Source organism: Streptomyces sp. JK94 (assembly GCF_053613315.1).
This window is the reverse complement of sequence record NZ_JBSICH010000020.1, coordinates 21,168-48,049: the sequence shown is the minus strand read 5'-3', so window position 1 is coordinate 48,049 and position 26,882 is coordinate 21,168. Positions and strand designations below refer to the sequence as shown.

Here is a 26,882-nt window from a genome sequence, read left to right as displayed (position 1 = left end):
CAGACGTCCTCGACAGGCTCGTACGGAAACGACGGCAAAGCGGCGGTGGCGCAAGGGGTGAAGCGACGGGAGGAGAACCGGGGGCGGCGGTGCGGAGGAACAGCGGCGGGGGCCGGGGCCGGTGGCCGGCCTGCCCGTGATCACGGTACCCGGGCCGCGGCCGGGCACCCGTCATCGGCACCGCCGGGCCGGGGTGGACGGCAACACCCCCCTGGACCGGATACCCTTTGACCAGACACGCGCCCCATCCCACAACAGCACACGCGGCCGAGGAGTCACCCGGATGAGCACCACCCAGAGCGAGAGGCTGCGAGAGCTGCTGGAGCCGCTCGTCGCCTCCCAGGGACTGGACCTCGAGGAGATCGCGGTGGACTCGGTCGGCCGCAAGCGTGTGCTGCGTGTCGTCGTCGACTCGGACACCGGAGCGGATCTGGACCGGATCGCCGATGTGAGCCGCGCGCTCTCGGCGAAGCTCGACGAGACCGACGCGATGGGCGACGGGGAGTACACCCTCGAGGTCGGCACCCCGGGTGCGGAGCGCTCCCTCACCGAGCACCGCCACTACGTACGCGCCACGGACCGCCTGGTGCGGTTCCAGCTCCGGGAGGGCGGCGAGCTCGTCGCCCGCATCCTCGGCGTGGACGAGGAGGGACTCGACCTCGAGGTGCCCGGCGTGAAGGGCCGCAGGGCCACCACCCGCAGACTCGCCTTCGGCGACATCGACAGGGCACGCGTCCAGGTCGAGTTCAACCGCAAGGACGGCGCCGGCGACGGCAGCGGCAGCACCAGCGACAACAGCAAGAACGACGAGAACACGACGGAAGAGGAGGAGGCGTAGCCGTGGACATCGACATGAGCGCCCTGCGGGGCTTGGTACGGGAGAAGGAGATCTCCTTCGACCTGCTGGTCGGAGCGATCGAGTCGGCCCTCCTCATCGCCTACCACCGCACCGAGGGAAGCCGCCGGCACGCGCGCGTGGAGCTCAACCGGGACACCGGGCATGTGACCGTGTGGGCGAAGGAGGACCCGGACGACCTCGAGGAGGGCCAGGCGCCCCGCGAGTTCGACGACACCCCGTCCGACTTCGGCCGTATCGCCGCCACCACCGCCAAGCAGGTCATCCTGCAGCGGCTGCGCGACGCCGAGGACGACGCGACGCTCGGTGAGTACGCCGGCCGCGAGGGCGACATCGTCACGGGCGTGGTCCAGCAGGGCCGCGACCCGAAGAACGTGCTGGTCGACATCGGCAAGCTGGAGGCCATCCTGCCGGTGCAGGAGCAGGTGCCGGGCGAGACCTACCCGCACGGCATGCGGCTGCGGTCGTACGTCGTCCGGGTGGCCAAGGGCGTGCGCGGTCCCTCCGTGACGCTGTCCCGTACGCACCCCAACCTGGTGAAGAAGCTGTTCGCCCTGGAGGTGCCGGAGATCGCAGACGGGTCCGTCGAGATCTCCGCGATCGCCCGCGAGGCCGGCCACCGCACGAAGATCGCCGTCCGCTCCACCCGCTCGGGCCTGAACGCCAAGGGTGCCTGCATCGGCCCCATGGGCGGCCGGGTGCGCAACGTCATGGGCGAGCTGAACGGCGAGAAGATCGACATCGTCGACTGGTCGGACGACCCGGCCGAGATGGTGGCGCACGCGCTCTCCCCGGCCCGCGTCTCCAAGGTGGAGGTCGTGGACCTGGCGGCCCGCTCCGCACGCGTGATCGTGCCCGACTACCAGCTGTCGCTGGCGATCGGCAAGGAAGGCCAGAACGCCCGGCTCGCGGCCCGGCTGACCGGCTGGCGGATCGACATCCGGCCGGACACCGAGCAGCCGTCCGACCAGCCGTCGGGCGCGCGCGGGGAATAGATCCAAGCCGCGCGGCGCTGAGATCACGACAGACTTGCGCGCGGCATGTGTTCGATTCTTGCCCCGCAGGGGTGAGGTCGGTCCGGGGAGGTAGACTAAGAAGTGTCTGGCCGGACACGTGCCCGAGCCTGCCCTGAGCGCACCTGCGTGGGGTGCCGGGAGCGAGCGGTCAAGAGCGAGCTGCTGCGCACCGTGGCGGTCGAGGGTGCATGCGCCCCTGATCCACGCGGTACGCTGCCCGGCCGGGGTGCTTACGTACACCCCGCGCCGGTCTGTGTCGACCAGGCAGTGCGCCGCAAGGCGTTCCCGCGGGCGCTCCGCGTCCCGGGTCCGCTCGACGTAAAGGCGTTGCGCCGCTACGTCGAGCAGGCACAAAGTTGCTGAAAGCAGCACGTAAGCAACGTGGTAAGGAAGACATGCCGCGCGGAAAACCCCGTGCGGCCTGGTACCTCGCGAGTCGAAAGCAGGTCGAGATTGCGATGAGCACTCGATGAGTACGCGATGAGTACGCCCATGAACTAGCGACGGTCCGGACGCAACCCGGACCTCAGAGGAGCGAAGTGGCTAAGGTCCGGGTCTACGAACTCGCCAAGGAGTTCGGTGTCGAGAGCAAGGTCGTCATGGCCAAGCTCCAGGAACTCGGTGAGTTCGTCCGTTCGGCGTCTTCGACGATCGAAGCGCCCGTAGTACGCAAGCTGACAGACGCCTTCCAGCAGGGCGGTGGCAACGGTCGGTCCGCCGGCCGCCCCGCGGCCCCGAAGAAGGCCGCCCCCAGGCCCGCCGCGCCGTCCCCGGCGCAGGCGGCCCGTCCGGCCGCTCCGCGGCCGCCGGCGGCACCCAAGCCCGCGGCTGCCCAGCAGCCCGAGGCCCCGTCGGCCCCCGCGCCGTCCGCCGGCCAGCCCCAGGGCCAGCGTCCGACGCCGGGCCCGAGGCCCGCGCCGCGTCCGGCTCCGGCCGCCCCGGAGTTCACCGCTCCGCCGGCCGCCCCGTCCGCACCGGCCGCCTCGACCCCGGCTCCGGCCGGCCCGAAGCCCGGCGGCGCGCGTCCCGGTGCTCCCAAGCCCGGTGGCGGTCGTCCGTCCGGTCCGGGTCAGGACCGCGGTCAGCAGGGCGGCCAGGGCCGTACCGGTGGCCAGCGTCCCGGTGCCCCGGCGCAGCGTCCCGGAGGCCGCCCCGGCGGCCCGCGTCCGGGCAACAACCCCTTCACCTCCGGCGGCAACGCCGGCATGGCGCGTCCGCAGGCGCCCCGTCCGCAGGGCGCCCCGCGTCCGGGCGGCCCCGGTGCCCCCGGCGCCGGCCCGCGTCCGCAGGCTCCCGGTGGCCAGGGCGGCGGCCCCCGTCCCCAGGCTCCGGGCGGCAACCGTCCGAACCCGGGCTCGATGCCCCGCCCGCAGGGCGGCCAGGGCGGTCCCCGTCCCGGCGGCCCGCGTCCGAACCCCGGCATGATGCCGCAGCGTCCCGCTGCCGGCCCGCGTCCCGGCCCCGGCGGCGGCGGCGGTCGCGGTCCCGGCGGTGCCGGTCGTCCCGGCGGCGGCGGTCGTCCCGGTGGCGGCGGCTTCGCCGGTCGTCCCGCCGGTCCCGGTGGCGGCGGTCGTCCCGGTGGCGGCGGCGGTTTCGCCGGTCGTCCCGGTGGTGGCGGCGGCTTCGGCGGCGGCGGTGGCCGTCCCGGCTTCGGCGGTCGTCCCGGTGGTCCCGGTGGCCGTGGAGGCACGCAGGGCGCCTTCGGCCGTCCCGGCGGTCCCGCGCGTCGAGGCCGCAAGTCGAAGCGGCAGAGGCGCCAGGAGTACGAGGCCATGCAGGCCCCGTCGGTCGGCGGCGTGATGCTGCCTCGCGGCAACGGCGAAGCCATTCGCCTGTCGCGCGGTGCGTCGCTCACCGACTTCGCGGAGAAGATCAACGCCAACCCGGCCTCCCTCGTCGCGGTCATGATGAACCTCGGCGAGATGGTCACCGCGACGCAGTCCGTCTCCGACGAGACGCTCCACCTCCTCGCCGGCGAGATGAACTACACGGTTCAGATCGTCAGCCCGGAGGAGGAGGACCGCGAGCTGCTCGAGTCCTTCGACCTGGAGTTCGGCGAGGACGAGGGCTCCGAGGAGGACCTGGTCGTCCGTCCGCCGGTCGTGACCGTCATGGGTCACGTCGACCACGGCAAGACCCGGCTGCTCGACGCCATCCGCAAGACGAACGTCATCGCGGGCGAGGCCGGCGGCATCACCCAGCACATCGGTGCCTACCAGGTCGCGACCGAGGTCAACGAAGAAGAGCGCAAGATCACCTTCATCGACACCCCGGGTCACGAGGCGTTCACCGCCATGCGTGCCCGTGGTGCGCGGTCGACCGACATCGCGATCCTGGTCGTCGCGGCCAACGACGGCGTCATGCCGCAGACGGTCGAGGCGCTCAACCACGCCAAGGCGGCCGAGGTCCCGATCGTCGTCGCGGTCAACAAGATCGACGTCGAGGGTGCCGACCCGACCAAGGTGCGCGGTCAGCTGACCGAGTACGGTCTGGTGGCCGAGGAGTACGGCGGCGACACGATGTTCGTCGACATCTCCGCCAAGCAGGGTCTGCACATCGACTCGCTGCTGGAGGCCGTGGTCCTCACCGCGGACGCCTCGCTCGACCTGCGGGCCAACCCGAACCAGGACGCGCAGGGCATCTCCATCGAGTCCCGTCTCGACCGCGGCCGCGGTGCCGTGGCGACGGTTCTCGTGCAGCGAGGCACCCTGCGGGTCGGCGACACGATGGTGGTGGGCGACGCCTACGGCCGCGTCCGCGCCATGCTCGACGACAACGGCAACAACGTCGCCGAGGCCGGTCCGTCGACGCCGGTCCAGGTCCTGGGCCTGACCAACGTTCCGGGCGCCGGTGACAACTTCATCGTGGTCGAGGAGGACCGTACGGCCCGCCAGATCGCGGAGAAGCGCGCCGCCCGCGAGCGGAACGCCGCGTTCGCCAAGCGCACGCGCCGCGTGTCGCTGGAGGACCTGGACAAGGTGCTGAAGGCCGGCGAGGTCCAGCAGCTGAACCTGATCATCAAGGGCGACGCGTCCGGATCGGTCGAGGCGCTGGAATCCTCCCTGCTCCAGCTGGACGTCGGCGAAGAGGTCGACATCCGCGTCCTGCACCGCGGCGTCGGTGCGGTCACGGAGTCCGACATCGACCTGGCGATGGGCTCCGACGCCATCGTGATCGGCTTCAACGTGCGCGCCGCCGGGCGGGCCCAGCAGATGGCCGAGCGCGAGGGTGTGGACGTCCGGTACTACTCGGTCATCTACCAGGCGATCGAGGAGATCGAGGCGGCCCTCAAGGGCATGCTCAAGCCGGAGTACGAAGAGGTCGAGCTGGGTACGGCGGAGATCCGCGAGGTCTTCCGCTCGTCCAAGCTGGGCAACATCGCGGGTGTCCTCATCCGCTCCGGCGAGGTCAAGCGCAACACCAAGGCGCGCCTCCTGCGCGACGGCAAGGTCATCGCGGAGAACCTCAACATCGAGGGTCTGCGTCGCTTCAAGGACGACGTCACCGAGATCCGCGAAGGCTTCGAGGGCGGTATCAACCTCGGAAACTTCAACGACATCAAGGTCGACGACGTCATCGCGACGTACGAGATGCGCGAGAAGCCGCGGGTGTGACACACCCCGGCTCCGGCCGGCCGACGGGATCCGTCCCGTCGGCCGGCCGGCCGCTGTCTGCGGCACCGCGCCGCGGGCGCAGAAACCCCGTCGAGCCACCGGCGGGATCGCGGTACCGTTCCTGGTGTCCCTGCCCATACCGATGGCAGGGCCATCGATCCCGTACCGGCGGGTCATCCGGATACACATGTACGTGGGGACACTGTCCTTCGACCTCCTCCTCGGCGACGTGCGGTCGCTGAAGGAGAAGCGCTCCGTCGTCCGCCCGATCGTCGCCGAGCTCCAGCGGAAGTACGCGGTGAGCGCGGCCGAGGTGGAGCACATGGACCTCCACCGGCGGGCGGTCGTCGGCCTGGCCCTGGTGTCCGGCGACGCGGGGCACCTCACCGACGTCCTCGACCGGTGCGAGCGTCTGGTGGCCGGCCGCCCCGAGGTGGAGCTGCTGTCCGTCAGACGGCGCTTCCACGGCGAAGACGACTGACCAAGAACGAGAAGAAGAAAGAACGGGAGACGGACCAGTGGCCGACAACGCGCGGGCGAAAAGGCTGGCGGACCTCATCCGAGAGGTGGTGGCCCAGAAGCTGCAGCGCGGGATCAAGGACCCGCGGCTCGGCTCGCACGTCACCATCACGGACACCCGGGTCACGGGTGACCTGCGGGAGGCGACCGTCTTCTACACGGTGTACGGAGACGACGAGGAGCGCCAGGCCGCCACGGCGGGCCTGGAGAGCGCCAAGGGAATCCTGCGTTCCGAGGTCGGCAAGGCCGCGGGCGTGAAGTTCACGCCGACCCTGACCTTCGTCATGGACGCCCTCCCGGACACCGCCCGCACCATCGAGGACCTGCTCGACAAGGCGCGTCAGTCCGACGAGAAGGTGCGGGAGGCGTCCGCGGGCGCCGCGTACGCGGGTGAGGCGGACCCGTACCGCAAGCCGGGCGAAGAAGACGAGGCCGACGAGGCCGCCGAGGCCGCCGAGGCCGTCGAGACAGCCGAGGCCGACGAGACGGACGACACCGCTAAATGACCGAGAAGCACACCACGCCCGACGGCCTCGTCATCGTCGACAAGCCGTCGGGCTTCACTTCGCACGACGTCGTCGCCAAGATGCGGGGCATCGCCCGGACGCGGCGCGTCGGGCACGCCGGAACGCTCGACCCCATGGCGACGGGCGTCCTGGTTCTCGGTGTGGAGCGCGCCACCAAGCTCCTCGGGCACCTCGCCCTCACCGAGAAGGAGTACCTGGGCACCGTCAGGCTCGGGCAGACGACGCCGACCGACGACGCCGAGGGCGAGATCACGAGGTCGGTCGACGCCTCGAAGGTCACCCGGGAGTCCGTCGACGAGGCCGTCGCCAAGCTGACCGGGGACATCATGCAGGTGCCGTCCAAGGTCAGTGCGATCAAGATCAACGGTGTGCGGTCCTACAAGCGGGCGCGCGAGGGCGAGGAGTTCGAGATCCCGGCCCGCCCCGTGACCGTCTCCTCCTTCGCGGTGCACGACGTCCGGGAGGCCGTCGCCGAGGACGGCACCCCGGTGCTGGACCTGGTGGTCTCGGTGGCCTGCTCCTCCGGGACGTACATCCGCGCCCTGGCCCGCGACCTGGGGGCCGGCCTCGGAGTCGGCGGCCACCTCACCGCGCTGCGCCGTACCCGCGTGGGGCCGTACAAGCTGGACGCCGCGAAGACCCTGGACCAGCTCCAGCAGGAGCTCACCGTCATGCCGATCGCGGAGGCGGCGACAGCGGCCTTCCCCCGCTGGGACGTGGACACCAGGCGGGCCCGGCTGCTCCTCAACGGGGTGCGGCTGGAGATGCCCGACGGGTACGCGGGTGCCGGTGCCGTCGCCGTCTTCGCACCCGAGGGACGCTTCCTCGCGCTCGTGGAGGAGCACCGGGGCAAGGCGAAGAGCCTGGCCGTCTTCGGCTGAGCCGGCCCGCCGGCACTCCGCCCGTGGAGCGACGGCCACAGGGACTTCCACTGCCGCCGCTCCACGGTCCCCCCTCGGTTCCCCCACCCTCTAGGGTGTATCCAACGCTTCCCTCCTGTTCACCCGTCCGGGCAGGCGCTCGGAGTGAACCGGGGGGTGCGAGGGGGCGCGTTCGTCACGTGATCTGTCCCGCTGATCATCACCGGCCTACCGTCGAACACACGGCACGGGTGTATGGCGGGGAGGTTCGACGATGGCGTCGCGGAACCGGTCCCGGGAGGCGGGCGGCGGCAGGGCGGCACGGCGGTCCCGGGAGGGCTTCCAGGACACGCGCGGCGGTTCGCCCGGCCTCGCCGCCCCGGAGGCCGAGGCGAGGCGGTGCCCGCCCGACGACGTCCTGGTCCAGCTCCACGACCTCGCCGGCCGCCCCCGCGGCACGGGGTTCGTCGCCGACCACCGCGGCACACTGATCACCAGCCACGAAGCGGTCGACGGTCTGTCCCGGCTCGTGCTGAGCACCGCCGGTGGCCGCCGCCGTGTCGTGGCCGCCGCCGACGTGACCCCGCTGCCCGCCCTCGGCCTGGCCCTCGTACGCGCGGAGGGCCTCGGCGTCGAACCGCTGCCGGTCGGCGCGCGGAGCCGGGTCGACGCCGGCACGTACGTCCGGATCGCCGCCGCCGGCTGGCGCGAGGCCCGCGTCCTGGGCACCACCGACGTCCACTACGCGGCCACCGACCGCTTCCACGTCCTGCGCGACGCCCTGGAACTCGCGGTCGGCACCTCGGGAAGGGACGCGCTGCGCCTCGGCGGGGGCGCGGCGGGCGGCCCGGTGCTCGACCTCACGACCGGTGCCGTCCTCGGCGTCCTCGGCACCGCCCTGTGCTCCGGACACAGCGACGTCGGCTTCGCCGTACCGCTGCCGCCCGCTCCCGGGCCCCTCGCCGACCTGCTCGCCGAGAACGCGGCGACGGTCCCGGCCTACGGCACCGACCTCAACCTGGCCGGCGTGCTCGCGCTCACGGCGACCTCGGTGGGGCAGGACGGCCCGCCCGGGGTGGTCGTCGGGGGCGGGGGCGGGTTCGGCATGGGGGGCCGTGGAGGTGGCGGTGGCCGTGCGGGTTCCGGCACCGGCACCGGTGCGGCGGCCGTGGAACCGGTCGAGCGGGTCGCCGTCGCGCGGGAGCTCACCGCCTTCACGGGGAGCGGCGCCCGTGTCCTCGGGCTGGTCGGCGCGCCGGGCAGTGGCCGTACGACCGAGCTGGCGAGGCTCGCCGCCCACCGCTCCCGGGGCACGGAACCGGCGCCCACCCTGTGGCTGCGGGGCGCCGATCTTCGCGACGACGACAGGTCGGTGGCCGACGCGGCACGCAGGACGCTGGCCCGGGCCGCCCGCATCGTGGCCGCCTCCGACCGCTCACGTCCCGCCGGCCTCGGCGACATCACCCCGGAGCGCCTCGCCCACCTCGCCCGCGCCGCCGGGCGCCCCCTCCTGCTCCTCCTCGACGGCCCCGAGGAGATGCCGCCCGTCCTCGCCCACCGCCTCCCCGAGTGGACCGAGGGCACGGCGGCCTGGCTGCGGGAGACGGGGACACGGCTCGTCGTGGCCTGCCGGGGGGAGTACTGGGAACGGGCGGGGGCGGAGTTCCCGCCGGAGCTGTTGCACGGGGCGCCGACGCGCGCGCCGGCGGCCGTGGGGGACCGGCCGGCCGGACGGGCCGTACCCGTGCCGGCGCCTCGCGTCCGCGCCGCCGGCGGCACCGGTGCCGCCGGCGGCGCGCGGGAGCCGTGGGCGGGGGCGGTCTCCGGCAACGGCAACGGCGATGTCAGCGGTACCGGCGGTCGCGGCGCCCGGCCGGTCGTCCCCGGGGAGCCGGAGGCCGGGGCAGCCGCCGCGGGGCCGTCGTCCGGAACGGCATCCGCCGAACCGGCCTCCGGAGTGGTCGGCGCGGGACGTCCGCCCTGCGTCCGCCTCGGCGACCTGGGCGACGACGAGGCCCGTGAGGCGCGCGCCCGCTACCGCCTGCCGGAAGGCGCCCTCGCCGGCCCGGACGGCCGGCACCCGCTGACCCTCCGTCTGCTCGCGGAGGTCCACGCGGCCCTCCCCGGCTCCCCGCCCCCCGCCCGCGTCGACCGGGACGCGGTCTTCGCGGCCTACCTGGACCTGATGTGCCTGCGCGTCGCGACCCGTCTGGCCGGCCAGAACGGCCTGCGCGGCACCGCCGTACGCCGGCTCGCGGCGAAGGTCTCCGGGCAGGTGCACGAGGCCGCCCGGCGCAGTCTCGGCCCCGGGCAGGGGGAGCTGGACCGGGAGTCGTTCGAGGCCGTCTTCCCGTGGGGACAGGCGCCTGCCCGGCTCGGCGGGGTCACCGGCTGGGCGGCCGCCGTGCTCGCCGAGGGCCTCCTCGTACCGGCGGGCGGCGGCTACCGCTTCGCGCACGAGGAACTCGCCGACTGGATCCAGGGCACACACCTCGACCTCGACGAGGCCCTGCGCGCCCTCGTCCACCGCCGCGCGGCCCCGCACGGCACCCACGCCCCGCCCGTGCCGCACCACCGCATCGGCCCCGTCGCCGAGGCCGTGCTGCTCCTCGGCCGCCAGCACGGCATCCCCCAACTCGCGCTGACCCTCGAAGAGCTGGTCACCGCCCTCGACGCCGACCCGCACTCCTGGTGGGCGGCCCGGCTGCTCGCCGAGGTGCTGACCAGGGTGCCCGACGCGACGCCGTACACGGAGGTGCTGCGGCTGCTCGCCGACGGCGTCGCGGAACGGAGCGGCGAGGGGCGGGCGGCAGCCGGGGAGTTCGGGCCCGCCTTCTGGACCGCCCTGCGGCTCCCGGAGGCCACCCGCCTGGACCTGTTGCGCCGGCTCGTCCTCGCCGACGGGCCTCCGCACGCGCCCGGCCCCCGCCACCTCGACACCGTCGCCGGACTGCTCGCCGCCGACCCCGCGGCCGTACAACCGCTCCTCGTCCGCTGGTTCGACGACGAGAGGCCGCTGCCCGCCACCCCGCACGCGACCGTCGCGACCGCCGCGCAGGCCCTGCTGCACACCCACCGTCACCGTGGCCTGGACGGCCTCACCGAGGCACTCGTCGACAGCGCGCACCGGCGGGCCGACGAACTCCTCGCCGTCCTCGCGGAGGAGGAACCGTCCGCCCTCTGCCGGGCCGTCGAGCGGTGGGCCCGCGACGAGCGCCCGGCACGGCGGACCGCGGCGGTGACCCACGGTCTGCGCACCGCCCCGCACGCCCGGACCGACGCCGACCGCACCCTGCTGCGCCACGCCGCCCTGGTGCTGCTCGCCGGCCCGGCCGGCGATCCGCTGCACGGCGGCGCGCTCGCCCTGCTCGTACAGGACCCCGGCAGCCGCGACCGCCACCTCCCCACGGCGCTCGGCCACTTCGCGGCCGGCGACCCGTACCTTCCGCCGAGCGCGGTGGCCGCCGCCCTGCCGACCCACCCGGAGCCCGTCCTGGAAGCCTTCCGGGCCCGGCTGCGCGGCCCCGACGCGGGGGAGGCGCTGCGCAGGCTCGCCGACGCCACCACGCCCGCGCTGGCGCGCCGGGTGGCCGCGCTCCTCGGGGAGGCGGTGGCGGAGCGCCCGGAGACCGCCGGCCACGTGGCGGCGTACGTCGACCGGCGGCTCGACGCGGACCCCACGGCCCGCTCCGTACTCCACCCCCTGGTCACCGCCCTGCTGGAGGACGGCCCCGAGCCGGTACGGGCCGCGCTCGCCGGCGTCCTGGCCACCGACGGCGCCCCCGGCCGCGGCCCGCTCCGCGGTGAGCTGCGCGCCCACCTCCTGGCCCACGAGCGGGAGCCGGCGGTCCTGGAGGCGCTGCTGCACGCGGCCGTCCGGGGCGGCGGCGAGGAGCCGCGCGCCCTCGTCCACCGCACCGGTCTGCTCCTCCTGCGCACCCCGGAGGGAGCCACCCGCTTCGACCGCGCCCTCGTCGGCCTGGGACGCCGCCTTCCGGGCTTCGCCGCGCTGGTGACCGGCTGGCTGGCCGACGCGCCGCAGGAGTGGGCCGCGCTGGTGGGCCCCAGCGCGCGCCGCACGCTGGAGAATCTGGCGGACGCCCGGGTTCCCGCGTGACCCGGGACCGCTCCGCACGGCGTGCACCCGGTCACAGGGCGACACCGATGCGGGCGGGAGGCGCACGGCATGGCACTCTTAGAGCTGCGTAAGAGGCATCGACTCCGACGAGTTTGCGACAAGGAGCAGACACAGTGCAGCGCTGGCGTGGCTTGGAGGACATCCCCGAGGACTGGGGACGCAGCGTCGTCACCATCGGCTCCTACGACGGTGTCCACCGCGGACACCAGCTCATCATCAAGCACGCCGTGGACCGTGCCCGCGAGCTGGGCGTGCCCGCCGTCGTCGTCACCTTCGACCCGCACCCCAGCGAGGTGGTCCGCCCCGGCAGCCACCCGCCGCTGCTCGCCCCGCACCACCGCCGCGCCGAACTGATGGCGGAGCTGGGCGTGGACGCGGTGCTGATCCTGCCGTTCACGACGGAGTTCTCGAAGCTGTCCGCGGCCGACTTCGTGGTGAAGGTCCTGGTCGACCGGCTGCGCGCCAAGGCGGTCGTCGAAGGTCCCAACTTCCGCTTCGGCCACAAGGCGGCCGGAGACGTGGACTTCCTGGTCGAGCAGGGCAAGATCTACGACTTCGAGGTCGAGGCCGTGGACCTGTACGTGACCGGTGACGCGGGCGGCGGCGAGCCGTTCTCCTCCACCCTCACCCGCCGCCTGGTCGCCGAGGGCGCCGTCGAGGGCGCAGCGGAGATCCTCGGCCGGCCGCACCGCGTCGAGGGCGTCGTCGTCCGGGGCGCCCAGCGCGGCCGCGAACTCGGCTTCCCCACCGCCAACGTGGAGACGCTCCCGCACACCGCCATCCCGGCCGACGGCGTCTACGCCGGCTGGCTGCACGCGCAGGGCGAGGTGATGCCGGCCGCGATCTCCGTCGGCACCAACCCGCAGTTCGAGGGCACCGAGCGCACGGTGGAGGCGTACGCCATCGACCGCGTGGACCTCGACCTGTACGGCCTGCACGTCGCCGTGGACTTCCTGGCCTTCGTACGCGGCCAGGCGAGGTTCGAGACGCTGGACGCGCTCCTGGAGCAGATGGCCGCGGACGTGGAGCGCTGCCGGAACCTGGTCGCGGCGGCGTCCTAGGTCTTCCGTCCGGAGTCTCGTACGCGGACGACGCCGGAGGGCGGCCGGTGCTGGTGAGCGCCGGCCGCCCTCCGGCGTCGGGGGTCACTGCTGCGGCGGCGGGGGAGGCGCCTGCCCCGGCTGCGGGTATCCGTAACCGGGCTGCGGATACGGCTGTCCGGGCTGGTACGGGTACGGCTGTCCGGGCTGCTGGGCGTGGGGCTGATCCGGTGGGGGCTGATCGGGCCTGGCCTGGCCGGGGTGGGGGTGTCCGTATGCGGCGTACTGGCCCGGGTGACCGGGGGTGCCGGGCCCGCCCTGCACCGGGTGCTGACCGGGCATGGGTTGGCCGGGCACGGGTTGGCCGGGCATCGGCTGGCCCTGGTGCTCCTGGCCCGGCATCGGCGGAGCGGCCACCGGGGGCGGGTTGCCGTTGGACGTCCACAGGCCGTGCGACTGCTGATGGCGGACGAAGTCCTCGGCGACCAACGCCGAGAGGTTGAAGTACGCCTCCCGGACCTTCGGCCGCATCATGTCGAGGTCGACCTCGGCACCGGCGGCCAGGTGCTCGTCGAACGGCACCACGACGACGCCCCGGCACCGCGTCTGGAAATGCCCGACGATGTCGTCGACCTTGATCATCTTTCCGGTCTCGCGGACCCCGGAGATGACGGTGAGGGACCGGGAGACGAGATCGGCGTACCCGTGCGCGGACAGCCAGTCCAGCGTCGTACTGGCACTGCTCGCACCGTCCACGGACGGCGTCGAGATGATGATGAGCTGGTCGGCGAGGTCGAGGACGCCGCGCATGGCGCTGTAGAGCAGGCCGGTGCCGGAGTCGGTGAGGATGATCGGGTACTGCCTGCCCAGCACGTCGATCGCGCGCCGGTAGTCCTCGTCGTTGAAGGTCGTGGACACGGCCGGGTCGACGTCGTTGGCGATGATCTCCAGCCCGGAGGAGGCCTGGGAGGTGAACCGCCGGATGTCCATGTACGAGTTGAGGTACGGGATCGCCTGGACGAGGTCGCGGATGGTGGCGCCCGTCTCGCGGCGCACGCGGCGGCCGAGCGTGCCGGCGTCCGGGTTGGCGTCGATCGCGAGGATCTTGTCCTGCCGCTCGGTGGCGAGCGTGGAGCCGAGGGCGGTGGTGGTCGTCGTCTTGCCGACGCCGCCCTTGAGGCTGATGACGGCGATGCGGTAGCAGGACAGCACCGGGGTGCGGATCAGCTCCAGCTTGCGCTGCCGCTCGGCCTCCTCCTTCTTGCCGCCCAGCTTGAACCGGGAGCCGCCGGCTGCCGGGCGGCTGCTCTTCGCCTTCTGCTTCCTGTTGTTGAGCAGCCGGTCGGACGACAGCTCCACAGCCGCCGTGTAACCGAGCGGCGCGGCACCCGGGTTGGTGGGCTGACGCTGGTCGTGCTGGATGGCCTGGGGCCAGGCGGCACCGAGACGCGGGTCGGCGGGGGGCTGCTGAGGCTGGGAGGGCTGGTGAGGCGGCTGGGGGTGCTGATACTGGCCCGGCTGGCCCGGCTGGCCCGGCTGGCCCGGCTGGCCCGGCTGGGGGGCGGGGGGCGGTGTCTGGGCGAACGGGGGGTGCGGGGCGGGGGCGTGGTGAGGCTGCTGGGCGAAGCCCTGCTGCGCCGCCTGCGGCGCGACCGGCGGGGTCTGCGCGTCACCCTGCGGCTGACCCTGCTGCGGCACGCCGGCATACGGCGGTCGCTGCGGCTGCTGCGGCTGCTGCGACTGGTCGTGCGGCGCGGGTGCCTGTGGGAAGCCGTAACCACCGGGCTGCGACGGAGGGTGGGGCCGGTGGGCCGACGCGTCGGCCTGCGGGAACCCGTAGCCCGACGCGGCGCCGACCGCGGGAGCAGGTGCGCCGCCCGCCTGCTGGACGGGGGGCTGTGGTGCCCCCGGGGGCGTGGCGGTCGGCTGCGGGAACCCGTAACCGGCCTGCGGAGCGGGCTGCGCGGGCGGCTGGTTCGGCGGCATCGGCGCGGCGGCCGGCGGGTTCCACGCGGCGGGCGCGGGCTGCGGAGCCTGCGGCTGGAACGGAGGATGCTGGGCCGGCACACCGGGGTGCTCCGGAGCGGCGGGGGCCGGCTGCGGCTGCGTGGGCCACTGCTGCGCCGGAGCGGGGGCAGCGGGAGGGTACGACGGGGGCAGCGGCGGCACCCCGCCCCGAACCGCGGGAGGGGCCTCGGCCGGAAGGGCCTCGGGGGGTGCCGCGACGGGCGTCACGCCTTCCGGGGCGGGCTGCTGGGCGACCCGAGGACCGACCGTCGCGTTCCCGGCCCCGCCCACCGTGCCCTCACCGGCCCCGGGTCCGGGCACGGCCACCGGAGCGACCCGCTCCGGCTCGACGTCCGGAGCCGGACCGGCGTGCTGCGACGCCTCCGAGGCGCCGGGCCCCTGGGGCGGATCTGATGCCTCGGACCCGTGGGACCCGTGGGACCTGTCGGACCCGCCAGGGGCACCGGCGGTGTCGGCCGCGTCGGCCGTGTCGTTCTCGGCCCTGTCGTCCCGGCTCGTGGCGTCCTCGCCCGTCACGTTGTCCTGCTCACCGGCATCGGTGCGTTCCGGGCCGACAGCGGGTCCGGGCGCGTCGAGGCGCTCGGACCCCATGGAGTGGTCCGCCACGGCGGGGGACTCGTCCGGCGTGCCCCCCTCGCCGCCCGTACTGCCGGAGGACGGGTCCACCTCGTTCTCGGAGGCGACCTCCGACGCATCGGCTGCGGAACCCGGCCGGTCCTCCTCCCCGGCGTCCCCCGAGGCGCGCTCGGCGATCTCCCGCTTCAGGGCGGCCGCGGAGAAGCGCATGGTGGCGCCGCTCTCCAGATCACCGTGGTCGGACCGGGGCTCCTCGGCGGGCGGGGGAGTGGGCGTCCCACCCTGCGTCTGCTGCGGCTCGAAGCCACTCCCGACCGGCAGACCGGGCACTCCGACCGGCGGCGCGGGTGGCGCGAACGGGGCGCTCGGAGCGGGCGGCGGAGGCGGAGCGAAGGGTGCCGGCGCAGCCGGACCCGGGGTGGAGGAGGGACCGTCGGAGGCGAACGCCCGGGGCGGCGGCACCGACCCCGCCAACGGAGGAACCGGCCCTTCAGAAGAGGGCGGAGCGGGCGGAGCGGCGGGAGCGGGTGCGGCACCCTGCCCGTGCCCCTGCCCCGAGTCGCCCGACGCGTTCTGGGTGTACCAGGCGGGTGGCGCGTAGTCGATGGTGAACTCGCCCGTCGCCTCGATGGCGGACTCCGCGTCGGGCTGGTCATCGCCGGGCGTCGCCCAGCCCCCGCGCATCCCGTCCCGATCGCTGCTCACAGTTCCTCCTGGTGTGGTCGAGCACCCTCATGCCGTGCTGGGGCGACCCGTGCTTGTCATTCGCAGTTGTCCGCGGCCGTACGAGGTCGCCCGAGTCACGGACTCTCCCCCTGGGACGCCGATGCCCGGTCCACGGGTTCTCGCGTCGCGCCGAGACCCAGCCTAATCACCACGGGCGCTGCCCCGGCAGCCCTGCCCGGCACTCGGCAGCCGCCGATTTCCGGGAACCGCCGCGGCGAAGGCACACGCGTGTCGTCACCGTAAGACGGCAAACCGGTCGATAAGCAGTCGGTCAGTCCATCCGGCGCGGCGTACCCAGCAACCCGACCTCGGCATCCGTCGGCTGGGTCATCACGTACTGCCGGTCGCGGTCCGTACACCACAGGGTGACCCCGTCGGCGAGGGTGGGCAGCGCCTCGTACTCGGCGCGGGGCAGCCGTGCCGCACGGCCGATCTCCACCGCCTCGTCCGGCGAGACGCGCTGGACCCCCACCAGACGCGCCTGCCGCATCAAGCGCGGTGCCACCGGGCTCAGATACGGCAGCAGGGTGAGCACCGACTGCCAGGGCGCCGACGCCACCCGCCCACGCGGCGGCCGCATGCCGCAGTCCCGGATCACCAGGACGGGCCCCATCGCCGAGGCACCCTGCGGGGGCACCCGGCCCACATCGTGCACCGTCATCCCCGACTGGCCACCGCCGACCGCCTGGACGACCTGCGCCCAGTGCCCGGGCCTGCCGGTCTCCACCGTGACCCGCGCACCCGTCGCCGCCGCGCGCAGCGCCAGCACCTGTGCCGTCCACAGGCCGCCGATGAACAGGATGTCGAACGGCGTCGGGCGATTCACCCCGAGCACCGCGGGATGCCCCTCGGCGTCCACTCCCACGACGACACCGTCGTCCCCGACGGGCAGGGCCAGCGTGTCGATCTGGGAGAGGGACAGCGTGTGCCGCGGATGCCGCGGCCCCAACAGCCCGAAACCGGTGCGCAGCCGCTCCCGCGGACCGCCGTCCGGCCGGCCGCCGTCAGCGGGGCCGGCGGGCGAGGTCGACGTGGTCGTGGCCGTCAACGGGCACCTCCGAGCGGCAGCGTGGCGAGCACACCGGGCAGTTGCTCACGGTCGAGGCGGACGAGTCCCGTGCGTGACTGACGCGCGGCGCGCTCCAGGGCCCGGCGCGCGTCGGACAGCTCGGTGCTGCTGCGGCCGGTGACCCGCACGTGCCCGGTGACCGCGACGTCCTGCTGCCCGCTGCGGGCCAGCGTCAGACTGAACGTCGTCGCCAGCGCGGGAACCGCCGTCAACTGGGCCACCAGCTGCGGCAGCCCGACGCCGGAGCCGCCGAGCGGGGGCCAGCGCCGTACCCAGTAGGTGGTGTGCCGCCGGTTGTCGCAGCGCCAACTCCGGCTGGACTCCTCGGTCCGGCGCCGGGGGGCGTCGCCCTGGTCGGCCTGGGTGGTCACCATCGGGTTGGCGCACGCCGAGGTGGCGACGGCGGCGGCCAGTTCCTCCTCCGTCAGTACGTTGACCCTGAACCCGGCGCCGGTCAGCCGGCTGGACAGGTGCTCGGCCGAACGCACCAGGCACTTCTGCGCCCCGAGGAGTCCACCGCCCCGTGCGGCCACCGCCTCCGGGCACAGCTCGGGATCGAGCTTCAGCGCGATCCACGTGATGCGGACCGCAGGGGAGGACGTCTGCGCCTGGAGCTGCGCGTAGTTCCTCACCACGACCGACTCCTGCGGCAGGTGAGGAGCGGGCGCGGGCTGCGTGTGCACGGTGACCTGGGCCGACTCCAGCCGGATGCCGTCCACGTCGAGCACGTCCCGCACCAGGGCCAGGGGGAGCGGCGTGCGCCCGCGCTCGGCGCGCAGGGCACCGGCGTCGGCCTCCACCTGGAGAACCGCGGTGAGGAACCCCCCGTCACCCACCATGCCCACCGGACGCCGGTCGTGGTCGTCCCGGTGGCTGTACTGGTACGTCCGCAGATTCGGCTCGCACTCCACGGCCGGAACCAGGCTGGAGTCCACCCCGGAGGGCGGGGGCGTGTCCGGGGCTCTGCGCAGGCGGGCACGGAGAGCCAGCTGACTGCCCAGCCACTCCGGCAGGGAGCGCCCCCGACGGCGTACGACGGCGAGCAGCGCCAGGACGCAGGCGGCCACCCCCGCCGGTACCAGGGCGGACGTTCCGACGAGCCAACCGCACACCACCAGCGCGGCGGCCAGTTCCAGCATCACCAGCCGTTGCAACGCGAAGGAGCCGCCACGCCCCGAACGCGTCCGCAGGTGCGGCGTGACGGGACCACGAGCGGCCGATGAACCGCGTGCGGCCGACCCGCGGGACGTGGCGGACTCCCCGGCGGCCGACGCCGCGTCGGCCCGTCGCGCCGCGGATCGCGATCGCGACCGGGTTCGCGGTGCGGAAGCCATCACTGCAAAACCCCCGAACTGTCCCGAATAACACCGCACTCCGCAGTGGCGAGGCTTCAGCACCCTACCCGTGCCGCGCGCACCACCGTGCAACAGGCATAGTAGGTGCCGGGTCCGACAGCCGGGGTTCCGGAGGCGACCGGGACGGGACGTACGCCGGTCGTCCGCACCGCCGCTCCGCCGGTCTCCATGACGTCGTACGTCGTACGGGGAGAGAACGAACACAGATGGCATCACGGCGCGATGAACTGAACGCCTACACCTTCGCGAAGCGCCGCACTCTCGCGTCCTTCCTGCAGCCCTCCCCGACGGGCTCGGAGGAGGGGGCCCCCAAGCCGCTCAGAGCGGTCGTGCCGAGCCTCGTCGTCGGCGTGGTCGTCCTCGCCGTGTTCGGCGCGATCGGCATGTTCAGCCCCACGGCCCCGAAGGGGTGGAACGAGCCGGGGGCGCACGTGATCGTGGCAAGCAAGTCCACGACCCGGTACGTCGTCCTGAAGACGGGCGGGGACAAGCAGCTGCACCCGGTCCTCAACATGGCGTCCGCCAAACTCCTCCTGGACCCCGACAAGGACAGCGTCATCACGGTCGCCGAGGACGTACTGGACAGCGGCGAGCCCCCGCACGGAGCCACCATCGGGATCCCCTACGCACCCGACCGCCTGCCCTCGCCCGAGGAGGCCGAGAAGGCCATGCGGTGGGCGGTCTGCGAGCGCCCGGGGCCGGGCGGCCGGGCCATCCAGAAGGCCGCGTTCGTCCTCGCTGAGAAGCAGTGGGGCAAGACCGAGGGTGCGAACAGACTCGTCGGCGGAGAGCTGATGTACGTGGTCGGCCCGGACGGCGAGAGCCAGTACGTGGTCGACTCGCGCGGCTACGCGTACCCGCTGGCGGACCCCACCGACAAGGAACTCCTCAAGGCCCTCGACACCCAGGGACGCGCCCCCCAGCGCGTCTCCCAGGACTGGCTGGACACCCTCCACAAGGGCGACCCGATCGCCATCCCCGACATCGAGGGCACGCCGGGCGCGGACGCGGGAGCCTCCGGCATGCTCCGGCAGTACGACAGGGTCGGCATGGTCATCAAGGCCTACGACGGCCGGCGCATGCAGTACTACGTGGTCCTGAGCGGCGGCGTGGCGCGCATCTCGGAGTTCACCGCCACCCTGCTGCTCAACAGCGGCGACCTCGTGGGTGTCGGACAGGCCGGTGAGGCGCAGCAGGTCAGTCCCGGTGCGGTCGTCGACAGCACCGTCTTCGAAGGACAGCGGAACTGGCCGTCGTACCAGCCCAGGACGGTCAACGACAGCTCCTCCGCCACCACCGGCCGCAACACCGTCTGCAACGTCCTGCGTTCGGTGAACGCCGGGAACGGCGTGACCACCCTGTCCACCTGGTCGGGCAAGGACTTTCCCGCCCAGCTGCCCACCGGCTCCTCCAGCGCGTACGTCACCCCGGGCTCCGGCCAGCTCTACCGCCAGTTCCAGGGCAGCGAGACCGACGCGGGCGGGGTCTTCCTCGTCACCGACACGGGACTGCGGTACGCCCTGCAGTCCAACAACGACAGCGCCACGGACGACAAGGGCATCGGCACCTCCGACAAACAGCGCGAGCAGCAGCTCAACGAAGCCCGCATCGCACAGACCCGCCTCGGATACGAGAAGGTGAAGCCGTCCCCCGTTCCGGTGAACTGGTCCACGTTCCTGCCCACCGGCCCCCGACTGTCGGAAGCGGCGGCGCGGCAGCCGCAGGGCTCGTAGCGGTGGCATCCCAGGAGAACGACGAAGACATGTCGCAGGCAAGCCGCTTCACCAGGATCCCCCGTACGGCGACGGCCGCCCTCGCGGCGACGCTCCTCGCGGGGACGGCGGTGTGCGCCCTCCCGGCACCCGAGGCGAAGGCCGACGACGGCGGGCAGTGCACTTTCCCGTCAAAGGCGTACGAGGGCCGGCCGTGGTCGCTGCAACGCGTCAACCTGGACGAACTCTGGCAGCAGTCGAAGGGCGCCGGCGTCCGGGTCGCGGTGATCGACACGGGCGTGGACGTCAAGAACCCGCAACTCACCGGTGCCGTCGACGCGTCCAAGGGCAAGAACTACCTGCCGGCCAAGAACTCCGAGGGCGAGGAGATCGAGCGGGGCAACGCCCAGGGCACCACGGACACCGTCGGCCACGGCACCCGGGTGGCCGGCATCATCGCCGCCCGCCCCGCCCGGGGAACCGGATTCGTGGGCCTGGCCCCCGAGGCCACCATCATCCCGGTCAAGCAGAACGACGCGGAGGGCAACGGCACCGCGAAGACCCTCGCGCAGTCGATCCGGTACGCCGTCGACGCGGGCGCCGACGTCATCAACATCTCCCAGGACACGGCCAACGCCGTCGAACCCGACCAGAGCCTGAAGGACGCGGTGGACCACGCCCTGGCCCAGCGGGTCGTGGTCGTCGCCTCCGCGGGCAACGACGGCCTCGGCGGCAACGTCAAGGTCACCTACCCGGCGTCCTACGACGGCGTCCTGGCCGTGGCGTCCTCCGACCGCAACAACGAACGCGCGCCGTTCTCCCAGTCGGGCGAGTTCGTCGGCGTGGCGGCTCCCGGCGTCGACATGATCTCCACGGTCCCCGGCGGCGGCCACTGCTCGGACAACGGCACGAGCTTCTCCGCGCCGTACGTGGCCGGGGTGGCGGCCCTCCTGAAGGCCACGTACCCCAAGTGGACGGCCGCCCAGATCGTCGCCCAGATCGAGCAGACGGCCGAACGCTCCATCCCCGGCCACGACCGCCTCGTCGGCTGGGGCGTCATCGACCCGGTCAAGGCCCTCACGGCCGTCGACCCGGCCCACCCCGTCGAATCCCCGGCCCCCGACAAGGGCGTCCTCCCGGCCGAGGCCCCCTCCGTCCCCCCGGTCCACTTCGGCGAGACGGCCCAGGAACGCAACACCCGCGTGGGCACGTACGTGGTGGTCGGCGGCCTGGTCCTCGCAACGGGCCTCGTCGGCACATCAGTGGCCACACGAGACGCACGCCGGAGGCGCGGGGGGCGGTGAGGTTGCACGGGGTGTGGCTGTCAGCGCTGGCCCTGTGCGCGCCTGCCGTGCACTCAGGTCCTCGTGCGGACGAAGACGTGCTCGACGCGGGCAGGGCGCTGCTTGTGGGATCTATTGCGCACTTCCTTCCATTCGGGCAGTTCTTCGCCTGTGCGTCGAGGATGTGGGATGACGAGCCCGCCCCGGCGATCCCGTTGTCGCGATCGTGAAAGTGCTGCCGACGGCGGCCTTGACGCCGCATTCCTTCCACGGCTTGTAACCGGCGCGTCTCCCGAGCAGCGATCGGCCGACGACGACGATGAGCCGGGCGTCCGCGTCGATCACGACCTGATGATTGGGGGAGTAGCGGTAGTTCTCGCGCTCCACCTTCGCGTAGAAGATCGGTTGTCCGGGCAGCCTGGGCGGTAGCGTATGCCAGTTGGCCGTCAGCCGAAGATAGTCGTAACGCAGTGGACATCCCTGTCTTCAAGCGGCTTGCTCACGCACAACTCGACACATGGAGTTGGCCTGCACTCCCGGCCCATCACCTGCATGCCAGGGAGTCCTCAGCCGATCGTGTATAGGTGGTGATCATCCTTTCCATCGCAGTCGGATCGTTCACCCCATCCGCATACACCTGAACGGTCAGGAAAAGGTCGTGCCCGGGATTCCCTTCGCTGGAGCACTGTGCCTTCCTCGCGGCACCCTTGCCCGTCAATAGATAGCTGTCGTCATTTGTCAACTTCGCTGACTTCAGCTGAGGAATGCCCTTGGCCACATCGACGACGTTCGCGCCTTCTTCCCACCACTCCTGGCTCGCCATAAGGGCTGCCTTTTCATCGATGTTCACCTGGCAGCGGTCTCGGGTGGGCACTGGGTTCTTCTCTTCGATCGTGATCTTTCCGCCTGGTGGAAGCAGCTGAGAAAGCGCTTCCCGATCCACTGAAATGCCGCAGAGTGACTTAGGGACGTCGTACTCCTGATTCTGATCGGCTTCAGTGCAGCCACCAAGGCAGCCCAAGACCGCGAGCGTCATCCAGGCCCGTGTGAAATGTCGAGTGTGCAAGTGGACGCGCTCCTCAGCTTGTGCCCCATCGGCAGTACACGGCGGTCTGGATATGCGGCTGGCTTTATCAAATCTCGGTGAGTAGCTCAGGTGCCACGCGTCCCATGTAGTCGCCAGCAGAGAGGTATCCCTTGGAAGACTCGTTCTCTGCCCATGTGGCAACATCGCCTGGATGGGGGTGGCTGTGTGCCCGTGCGGCTTCCGAAGCGGCTCGCCTGGTGTACGCCATATTGGAGTCCTGGCCATTCTCCCAGTGTTCGCCCATCTTCGGTCCAGCGCCATCCTTTGCGTTTCCCTCCGCATCCTTGAACATCTGCTCCAGAGTCACGCTGGTCACGGTACCCGCCGCGGCGCCTACGCCGGCGCCGACGGCAGGTGAGGCGATGAATGACGTGCCGACACCAACGCCGAGCCCGACGGTTCCTGAAATGACGTTCTTCCATTGAGCGACGGAATGGTCGTAGTCGGAATCGCTTGAAACGGCGCCGGATACAACGGCTTCGTTCCGTCCCATGGCAATTGTTCCGGATACCTCCCCTGAATGACCCGCGATAGCGCGAACTGTGAGTTCTTGATCGTGATCGGGCCTCCGGCTTTCCGGCAGGTCGGGGTTCAGGTGGTAGTCCATCAGATGGGACATGTAGCTCTTCTGCCCCACCTCGACGGCAGCATACCCTTCAGGGTTCTGGCCGACGGCGAAGAGGAACTTGGAAACGTCACGATGATTCATCTCAGCGAAAGAGCCGGATACCGGGTACAGGTTCTCAATTCGCTTCCATGCCTGCTGTGCGTCTACGTCACCCGTGTCGGGGTGCGGATTCACATCGGATGCCGCGCGGTTGATGTCGGGCAGATACTCGGACGCGATCTGTCCGATGCTGTCTGACATGTACGAGCGGCCGGTGAGCCGCTCACTGTCGTCCGAGACGGAAGCCACGAGGCTCTCGAAGAGCTTGGTCTGCCCTTCGTTGTGTGCCGGGGTGTCTTCCGTGGGCATCTCACCTGCCGGGTGACCAGTGGTGGCGGCCTCAAGCGCCAACGCCAGGTTGTTCTGCCCCGTGTGCAGGTCGTTGCCCTTGGAGTCCGACTCCTGCGGCCAGTCCCGCTCCTCGAAGAGGTACTGGAAGTTGGACAGGGAGACCTTTTCGTTCTTTCCGTTGCCGTCCGGGTCCCGTTCGAACGGGTTGTCCGGGTCGCCCTTGGACACGAACTGTTCGTTGAAAAAGTCGGTAGCAGCATCCGGGCTGTTGGACAGGCCCTTCAGGTAGCCCGTGAGCGGGTCCGACCCGCTGTCATCCCCGATCCGGTTCAGCAATGAATTCACCGGCCCTTGGCGCCATGCCATGTTCGGACGCTCCCCGTTGCCGGTCAACTGGCGCTCGGTGGCCATGAGCTTCGTGCCGTAGTCCGTGAGGAACCGGTCGTCGTAGTCACCGGTCCGCATGAGGTTGCTCATGACCTGGAAGCCCATCGGTCCGCTGTGGTTGCCGTACAGCGGCTTGTCACCGATGTCCACCATCGTGCGCTTCCAGTCGGCCATCGCCGACGAGTCGCTCTGTGTGGCGTTGGCCAGCGTCAGGCCCAGACTGCGTTGCAGGTCGTCGAACTGCTCGCGACGCTCACGATCCAAGTCCCAGTTGCCGCGCTGCGGATCGGCGATCCCGGCCCAGAACTCCAGCGTCTTCTCCGGTCCCGTCGCCGTGGCGAACCGCTCGGCGAACAGCATGTCACCGGAGTACTTCCTCAGCCCCGCGTTGAGCCTGTCGAAGTCCTTGACGCTCAGGTCGTCGGGGTTCTTCTTCGCGAGGGCGGCCAGTGCGTCGGCCTGCTTGATCGCGTCGGCGGCGGTGTCCCGGTCCTGGTATCCGGCGTCGGAGAAGCCCAGCTTGCTCTGGTCGGCGATGGCCTGCAGGACGGTCTTGGCGGAGTTGTCGCTCTCGGTGGCCTTGTTGAGAATCCCCTGGATCTCGTCACGGAGTGCGGTGATGGCGGCCTCGTTGTCCTGGTCCATCGTGCCGCGGGCTTCGGGAGGAACGTCCGTCGTGACGGTGAAACCCCCTTCGTGCCCGGTCACCTTGAGGCTCTTCTTCCGCCCGCCGTCGATGGCCTCGACGAGTTGCCGGTGGTAGCCCTTCAGCTCACCCATCGTGTCTCTCAGGATCTTGTGAATCGTGTCGGCCTGGGCATGGGCGTCCGCGAACTCACCGGCGGTCTTGCCGATGAACTCCTTGGACACCGTGGCGTTCACACCGGCCCACTCGGCTTTGTTGGCGCCCTTGTGCAGGTTGTCCTCGGCGTCCTTCTTCAGTGTCGCGAGGTTCCTGACCAGGGTCGACCAGTCCTTTACGGCGTCGTCAAGCAGCTTGAAGTCGGCGTCGCGGAGGGTGTCGAGTCGCATGGTTACGTCCTTGGCGTGGCACGAGACCGGATGGGGCGAGCGGCGTGCAGCGCCTCTCACTCCTTCTTCTTCTCGACCGGCTCCCCGTAGATCTGGTTCTTCTCACCCGGCGCTCCGACCCGCTCGTCGAAGCCGGCGTCCAGCGTGGCGATGCTGCTCATCTGCCGCTGGATGTAGCCCTCGTCCCCGTCATGGACCTTCTTGGTGACCCGCATGTGGTTCGAGATGTGGGCGCACGCGTCCATCAGTGATCTCAGCTGCTCGTCCCAGCGGGCCGACACGTGCTTGAGTCCCGCGCCGAGTGCGAAGCCCTGCTTCGCCAGGTCCGCGGCCGCGGAGTCACTCGTGGGCACGGCCACCCGTGCCTTGTCCCAACACTGGTTGTAGAGCTCGAACGCGGCTGTGCCGATCTTCGTGAGTCCGTCGTTGGCGACCGCGAGGTCCCCGTAGGAGTTCGGTCTGGGGGGCGCGCCACCGTCCACCTGGTTCAACTGCATGTGCGTCGACCCCTGCCGGCGCTGCAGCGCGTCGGCCTTGAGCTGTTCCCACTCGTTCCATGCCATGAACGGCGACCCCTCCCCGTGTGCACCCCGTATGCAGGACTTCTGCCGTCATCGTGGCGGCCGACGGGCGTCCTGCGATGTCCGGCCTCCGCAGCAAACCAGCAACTGCCACCGGAAGGCCAACCGGCAACGCCGGACGCGGAGTGATTGCGGAGGTGAAGGTTTCGAGTGGATGCGCCCGCCGGCGGAGCGTGCCGCAGGGACGAGCCTCGCAAGTGCCGCATCGGGCACGCGCTCCCCGCACGTACCGACGGAAGCGTCAGTGCGAAACCACCCGGGTCCCGGGCGACACCGTGGGGGTGCACCACTTCGAGTGACGCGGCGACCCGTGACGCTCCGACGCCCGACACGGTGACGAGTTGTTTGCCTTTTAACCATGTGGTCGCAGTTGCGGTGCGATCGACCGGTGTCGATCTGCCGAGATTCGCCCGCATCGCGCGTCACTGACTGCCAGACTGGTCCAAGTGTCATGTCCGGGGCGGCTTTGTAACTTGACTAGCACACATCACGATTGGCCCTGTCGTACCCGTTGACTACAGTGTTGATCGCAAAACGCCCGCAGCTCGCTTTGCGATCGCGGGCGCGAGTGGCCGATCGGCCACAGTGATGAAGCTACGGGGAACGGGGAGGGAGCGACGTGCTTCCAGCGGGCATGGTGGGGGGCGTGTCGGCAGCCAGGGCGGCGAACCTGGAGGTCACCGGCGAGGCACTGAGCGCGTTCGTGAAACGGGTGGACGGGGTTCTGAGCGGCCTGGAGGCATCCCCCGGCAACCCGACGCGGGTCGGCGCCCAGACGATCAGGCCCGGGTCGCTGGCGGGAAACCCGTCTGCTTTCCCCGAGGCACACGACCTGTACCTGCGGTACAACCAGGTGCACGAGAAGCTCACCTCGTTGTCCAAGGCACTCCACCTGCAGATCGAGGCGATCGGCATCGCCGTCCGGGGCGCGCATGTGGGCTTCGACAACCTCGAAGAGGAACAGCGTCGTCGCTTCTGGGCGATTCAAACGCAGATCAAGGGCGTCCAGGACGCGGCGGATGACAAGCAGCGCACTCGGGGCGACAACACCACCGGGGGCCTGTGATGACCGACAAGCAGCATGAGCAGGATCTGGAGCGGGTCTCCGGGCAGAACACGTTCACGGACCTCACGCGGCACGCGGAGGAGAACCCGAGCAGTGGCTTCATCCGCGGAGCCATCGACAGCATGGTCCGTTCGGCGGCCGAGGGCACGCCGTACGGACGGGCGATGCACGGGCGCACCAACTTCGACGGGCACCGCCTGAACGACATGATCGACCTGGTCGAGCAGACCAACCCGGAGGACCTGGAGTCGTCGGGGAAGGCCCTCTGGGACGCACGGGACGCCATCACGGATGCCGCCAAGGAACTGGACGGCCACATCGAAAAGGTGCACTGGGTCGGAGAGTCGGGCGAGGCCTTTCGCACGTGGGGACGTTCACTCGTCACCAGCACGTACGGGCTGGGCGACTTCGCCGGCGGGGCGGGGGACCAGATCACCGCAGCCGCCGTGGGG

General features: G+C 71.7%; 18 protein-coding genes and 1 pseudogene. 12 read left to right on the top strand and 7 right to left on the bottom strand.

Annotated elements, in window-relative coordinates:
* Positions 1-283: 283 nt before the first annotated feature.
* From rimP to ACVV2G_RS19395, 9 genes are all read left to right on the top strand, one after another.
* Positions 284-838: a ribosome maturation factor RimP gene (gene rimP / locus ACVV2G_RS19435; RefSeq protein WP_453843999.1), complete on the top strand. Its 555-nt coding sequence runs from the start codon at positions 284-286 to the stop codon at positions 836-838.
* 2 nt (positions 839-840) lie between these two features.
* Positions 841-1,851 carry a transcription termination factor NusA gene (gene nusA / locus ACVV2G_RS19430; protein ID WP_453843998.1) on the top strand — a complete coding sequence of 337 codons (1,011 nt, stop codon included), beginning with the start codon at positions 841-843 and terminating at the stop codon, positions 1,849-1,851.
* Positions 1,852-1,953: 102 nt separating this feature from the next.
* Complete coding sequence (locus ACVV2G_RS19425) at positions 1,954-2,235, top strand: YlxR family protein (protein ID WP_453843997.1); 282 nt, start codon at positions 1,954-1,956, stop codon at positions 2,233-2,235.
* 176 nt (positions 2,236-2,411) lie between these two features.
* Complete coding sequence (gene infB / locus ACVV2G_RS19420) at positions 2,412-5,486, top strand: translation initiation factor IF-2 (RefSeq protein WP_453843996.1); 3,075 nt, start codon at positions 2,412-2,414, stop codon at positions 5,484-5,486.
* Between the two features lie 187 nt (positions 5,487-5,673).
* On the top strand, positions 5,674-5,967 hold the full coding sequence (locus ACVV2G_RS19415) for a DUF503 domain-containing protein (RefSeq protein WP_453843995.1): 294 nt from the start codon (positions 5,674-5,676) through the stop codon (positions 5,965-5,967).
* A 37-nt stretch (positions 5,968-6,004) separates the two neighbouring features.
* Entirely contained in the window at positions 6,005-6,511 is a 507-nt protein-coding gene (gene rbfA, locus ACVV2G_RS19410; RefSeq protein ID WP_453843994.1) for a 30S ribosome-binding factor RbfA, read from the top strand.
* Positions 6,508-7,413 carry a tRNA pseudouridine(55) synthase TruB gene (gene truB / locus ACVV2G_RS19405; RefSeq protein ID WP_453843993.1) on the top strand — a complete coding sequence of 302 codons (906 nt, stop codon included), beginning with the start codon at positions 6,508-6,510 and terminating at the stop codon, positions 7,411-7,413. Before rbfA ends, truB begins: the two co-directional genes overlap by 4 nt.
* Before the next feature lie 253 nt (positions 7,414-7,666).
* Positions 7,667-11,509: a trypsin-like peptidase domain-containing protein gene (locus tag ACVV2G_RS19400; RefSeq protein WP_453843992.1), complete on the top strand. Its 3,843-nt coding sequence runs from the start codon at positions 7,667-7,669 to the stop codon at positions 11,507-11,509.
* Between the two features lie 134 nt (positions 11,510-11,643).
* The gene (locus ACVV2G_RS19395) at positions 11,644-12,591 is read left to right on the top strand and encodes a bifunctional riboflavin kinase/FAD synthetase (protein WP_453843991.1); all 948 of its coding nucleotides are present in this window, start codon (positions 11,644-11,646) and stop codon (positions 12,589-12,591) included.
* A gap of 84 nt (positions 12,592-12,675) precedes the next feature.
* On the opposite strand, the gene ACVV2G_RS19390 is transcribed toward ACVV2G_RS19395, so the two are convergent.
* The 3 genes from ACVV2G_RS19390 to eccE all read right to left on the bottom strand — a co-directional run bounded on the left by ACVV2G_RS19390 (position 12,676) and on the right by eccE (position 18,303).
* Entirely contained in the window at positions 12,676-15,879 is a 3,204-nt protein-coding gene (locus tag ACVV2G_RS19390; protein ID WP_453843990.1) for an SCO5717 family growth-regulating ATPase, read from the bottom strand.
* Between the two features lie 292 nt (positions 15,880-16,171).
* The gene (locus ACVV2G_RS19385) at positions 16,172-16,948 is read right to left on the bottom strand and encodes a hypothetical protein (RefSeq protein ID WP_453843989.1); all 777 of its coding nucleotides are present in this window, start codon (positions 16,946-16,948) and stop codon (positions 16,172-16,174) included.
* Positions 16,945-18,303, bottom strand: coding sequence for a type VII secretion protein EccE (gene eccE, locus ACVV2G_RS19380; protein ID WP_453843988.1), 1,359 nt, complete (start codon positions 18,301-18,303; stop codon positions 16,945-16,947). The genes ACVV2G_RS19385 and eccE overlap by 4 nt, the downstream gene beginning before the upstream one ends.
* Positions 18,304-18,530: 227 nt before the next feature.
* Between eccE and eccB the strand changes: the two genes are divergently transcribed.
* Together eccB and mycP are read left to right on the top strand one after the other, a co-directional pair.
* Positions 18,531-20,057 carry a type VII secretion protein EccB gene (gene eccB / locus ACVV2G_RS19375; RefSeq protein WP_453843987.1) on the top strand — a complete coding sequence of 509 codons (1,527 nt, stop codon included), beginning with the start codon at positions 18,531-18,533 and terminating at the stop codon, positions 20,055-20,057.
* A gap of 29 nt (positions 20,058-20,086) precedes the next feature.
* On the top strand, positions 20,087-21,340 hold the full coding sequence (gene mycP / locus ACVV2G_RS19370; protein ID WP_453843986.1) for a type VII secretion-associated serine protease mycosin: 1,254 nt from the start codon (positions 20,087-20,089) through the stop codon (positions 21,338-21,340).
* A gap of 56 nt (positions 21,341-21,396) precedes the next feature.
* Here the strand turns inward: mycP and ACVV2G_RS19365 are convergent.
* The 4 genes and pseudogenes from ACVV2G_RS19365 to ACVV2G_RS19350 form a co-directional block, all read right to left on the bottom strand.
* Positions 21,397-21,697, bottom strand: a pseudogene (locus ACVV2G_RS19365) (IS5/IS1182 family transposase); the annotation flags it as partial.
* Positions 21,698-21,863: 166 nt separating this feature from the next.
* A complete protein-coding gene (locus ACVV2G_RS19360; protein ID WP_453843985.1) occupies positions 21,864-22,355 on the bottom strand; it encodes a hypothetical protein in 492 nt (163 codons plus the stop codon).
* A 97-nt stretch (positions 22,356-22,452) separates the two neighbouring features.
* The gene (locus ACVV2G_RS19355) at positions 22,453-24,783 is read right to left on the bottom strand and encodes a hypothetical protein (protein WP_453843984.1); all 2,331 of its coding nucleotides are present in this window, start codon (positions 24,781-24,783) and stop codon (positions 22,453-22,455) included.
* Positions 24,784-24,839: 56 nt separating this feature from the next.
* Entirely contained in the window at positions 24,840-25,346 is a 507-nt protein-coding gene (locus tag ACVV2G_RS19350) for a hypothetical protein (protein ID WP_453843983.1), read from the bottom strand.
* Between the two features lie 637 nt (positions 25,347-25,983).
* On the opposite strand from ACVV2G_RS19350, the gene ACVV2G_RS19345 reads away from it, so the two are divergent.
* Positions 25,984-26,430 (top strand): DUF2563 family protein, encoded by a 447-nt coding sequence (locus tag ACVV2G_RS19345; RefSeq protein WP_453843982.1) that lies wholly within the window; start codon positions 25,984-25,986, stop codon positions 26,428-26,430.
* The last annotated feature ends 452 nt before the right edge of the window (positions 26,431-26,882 follow it).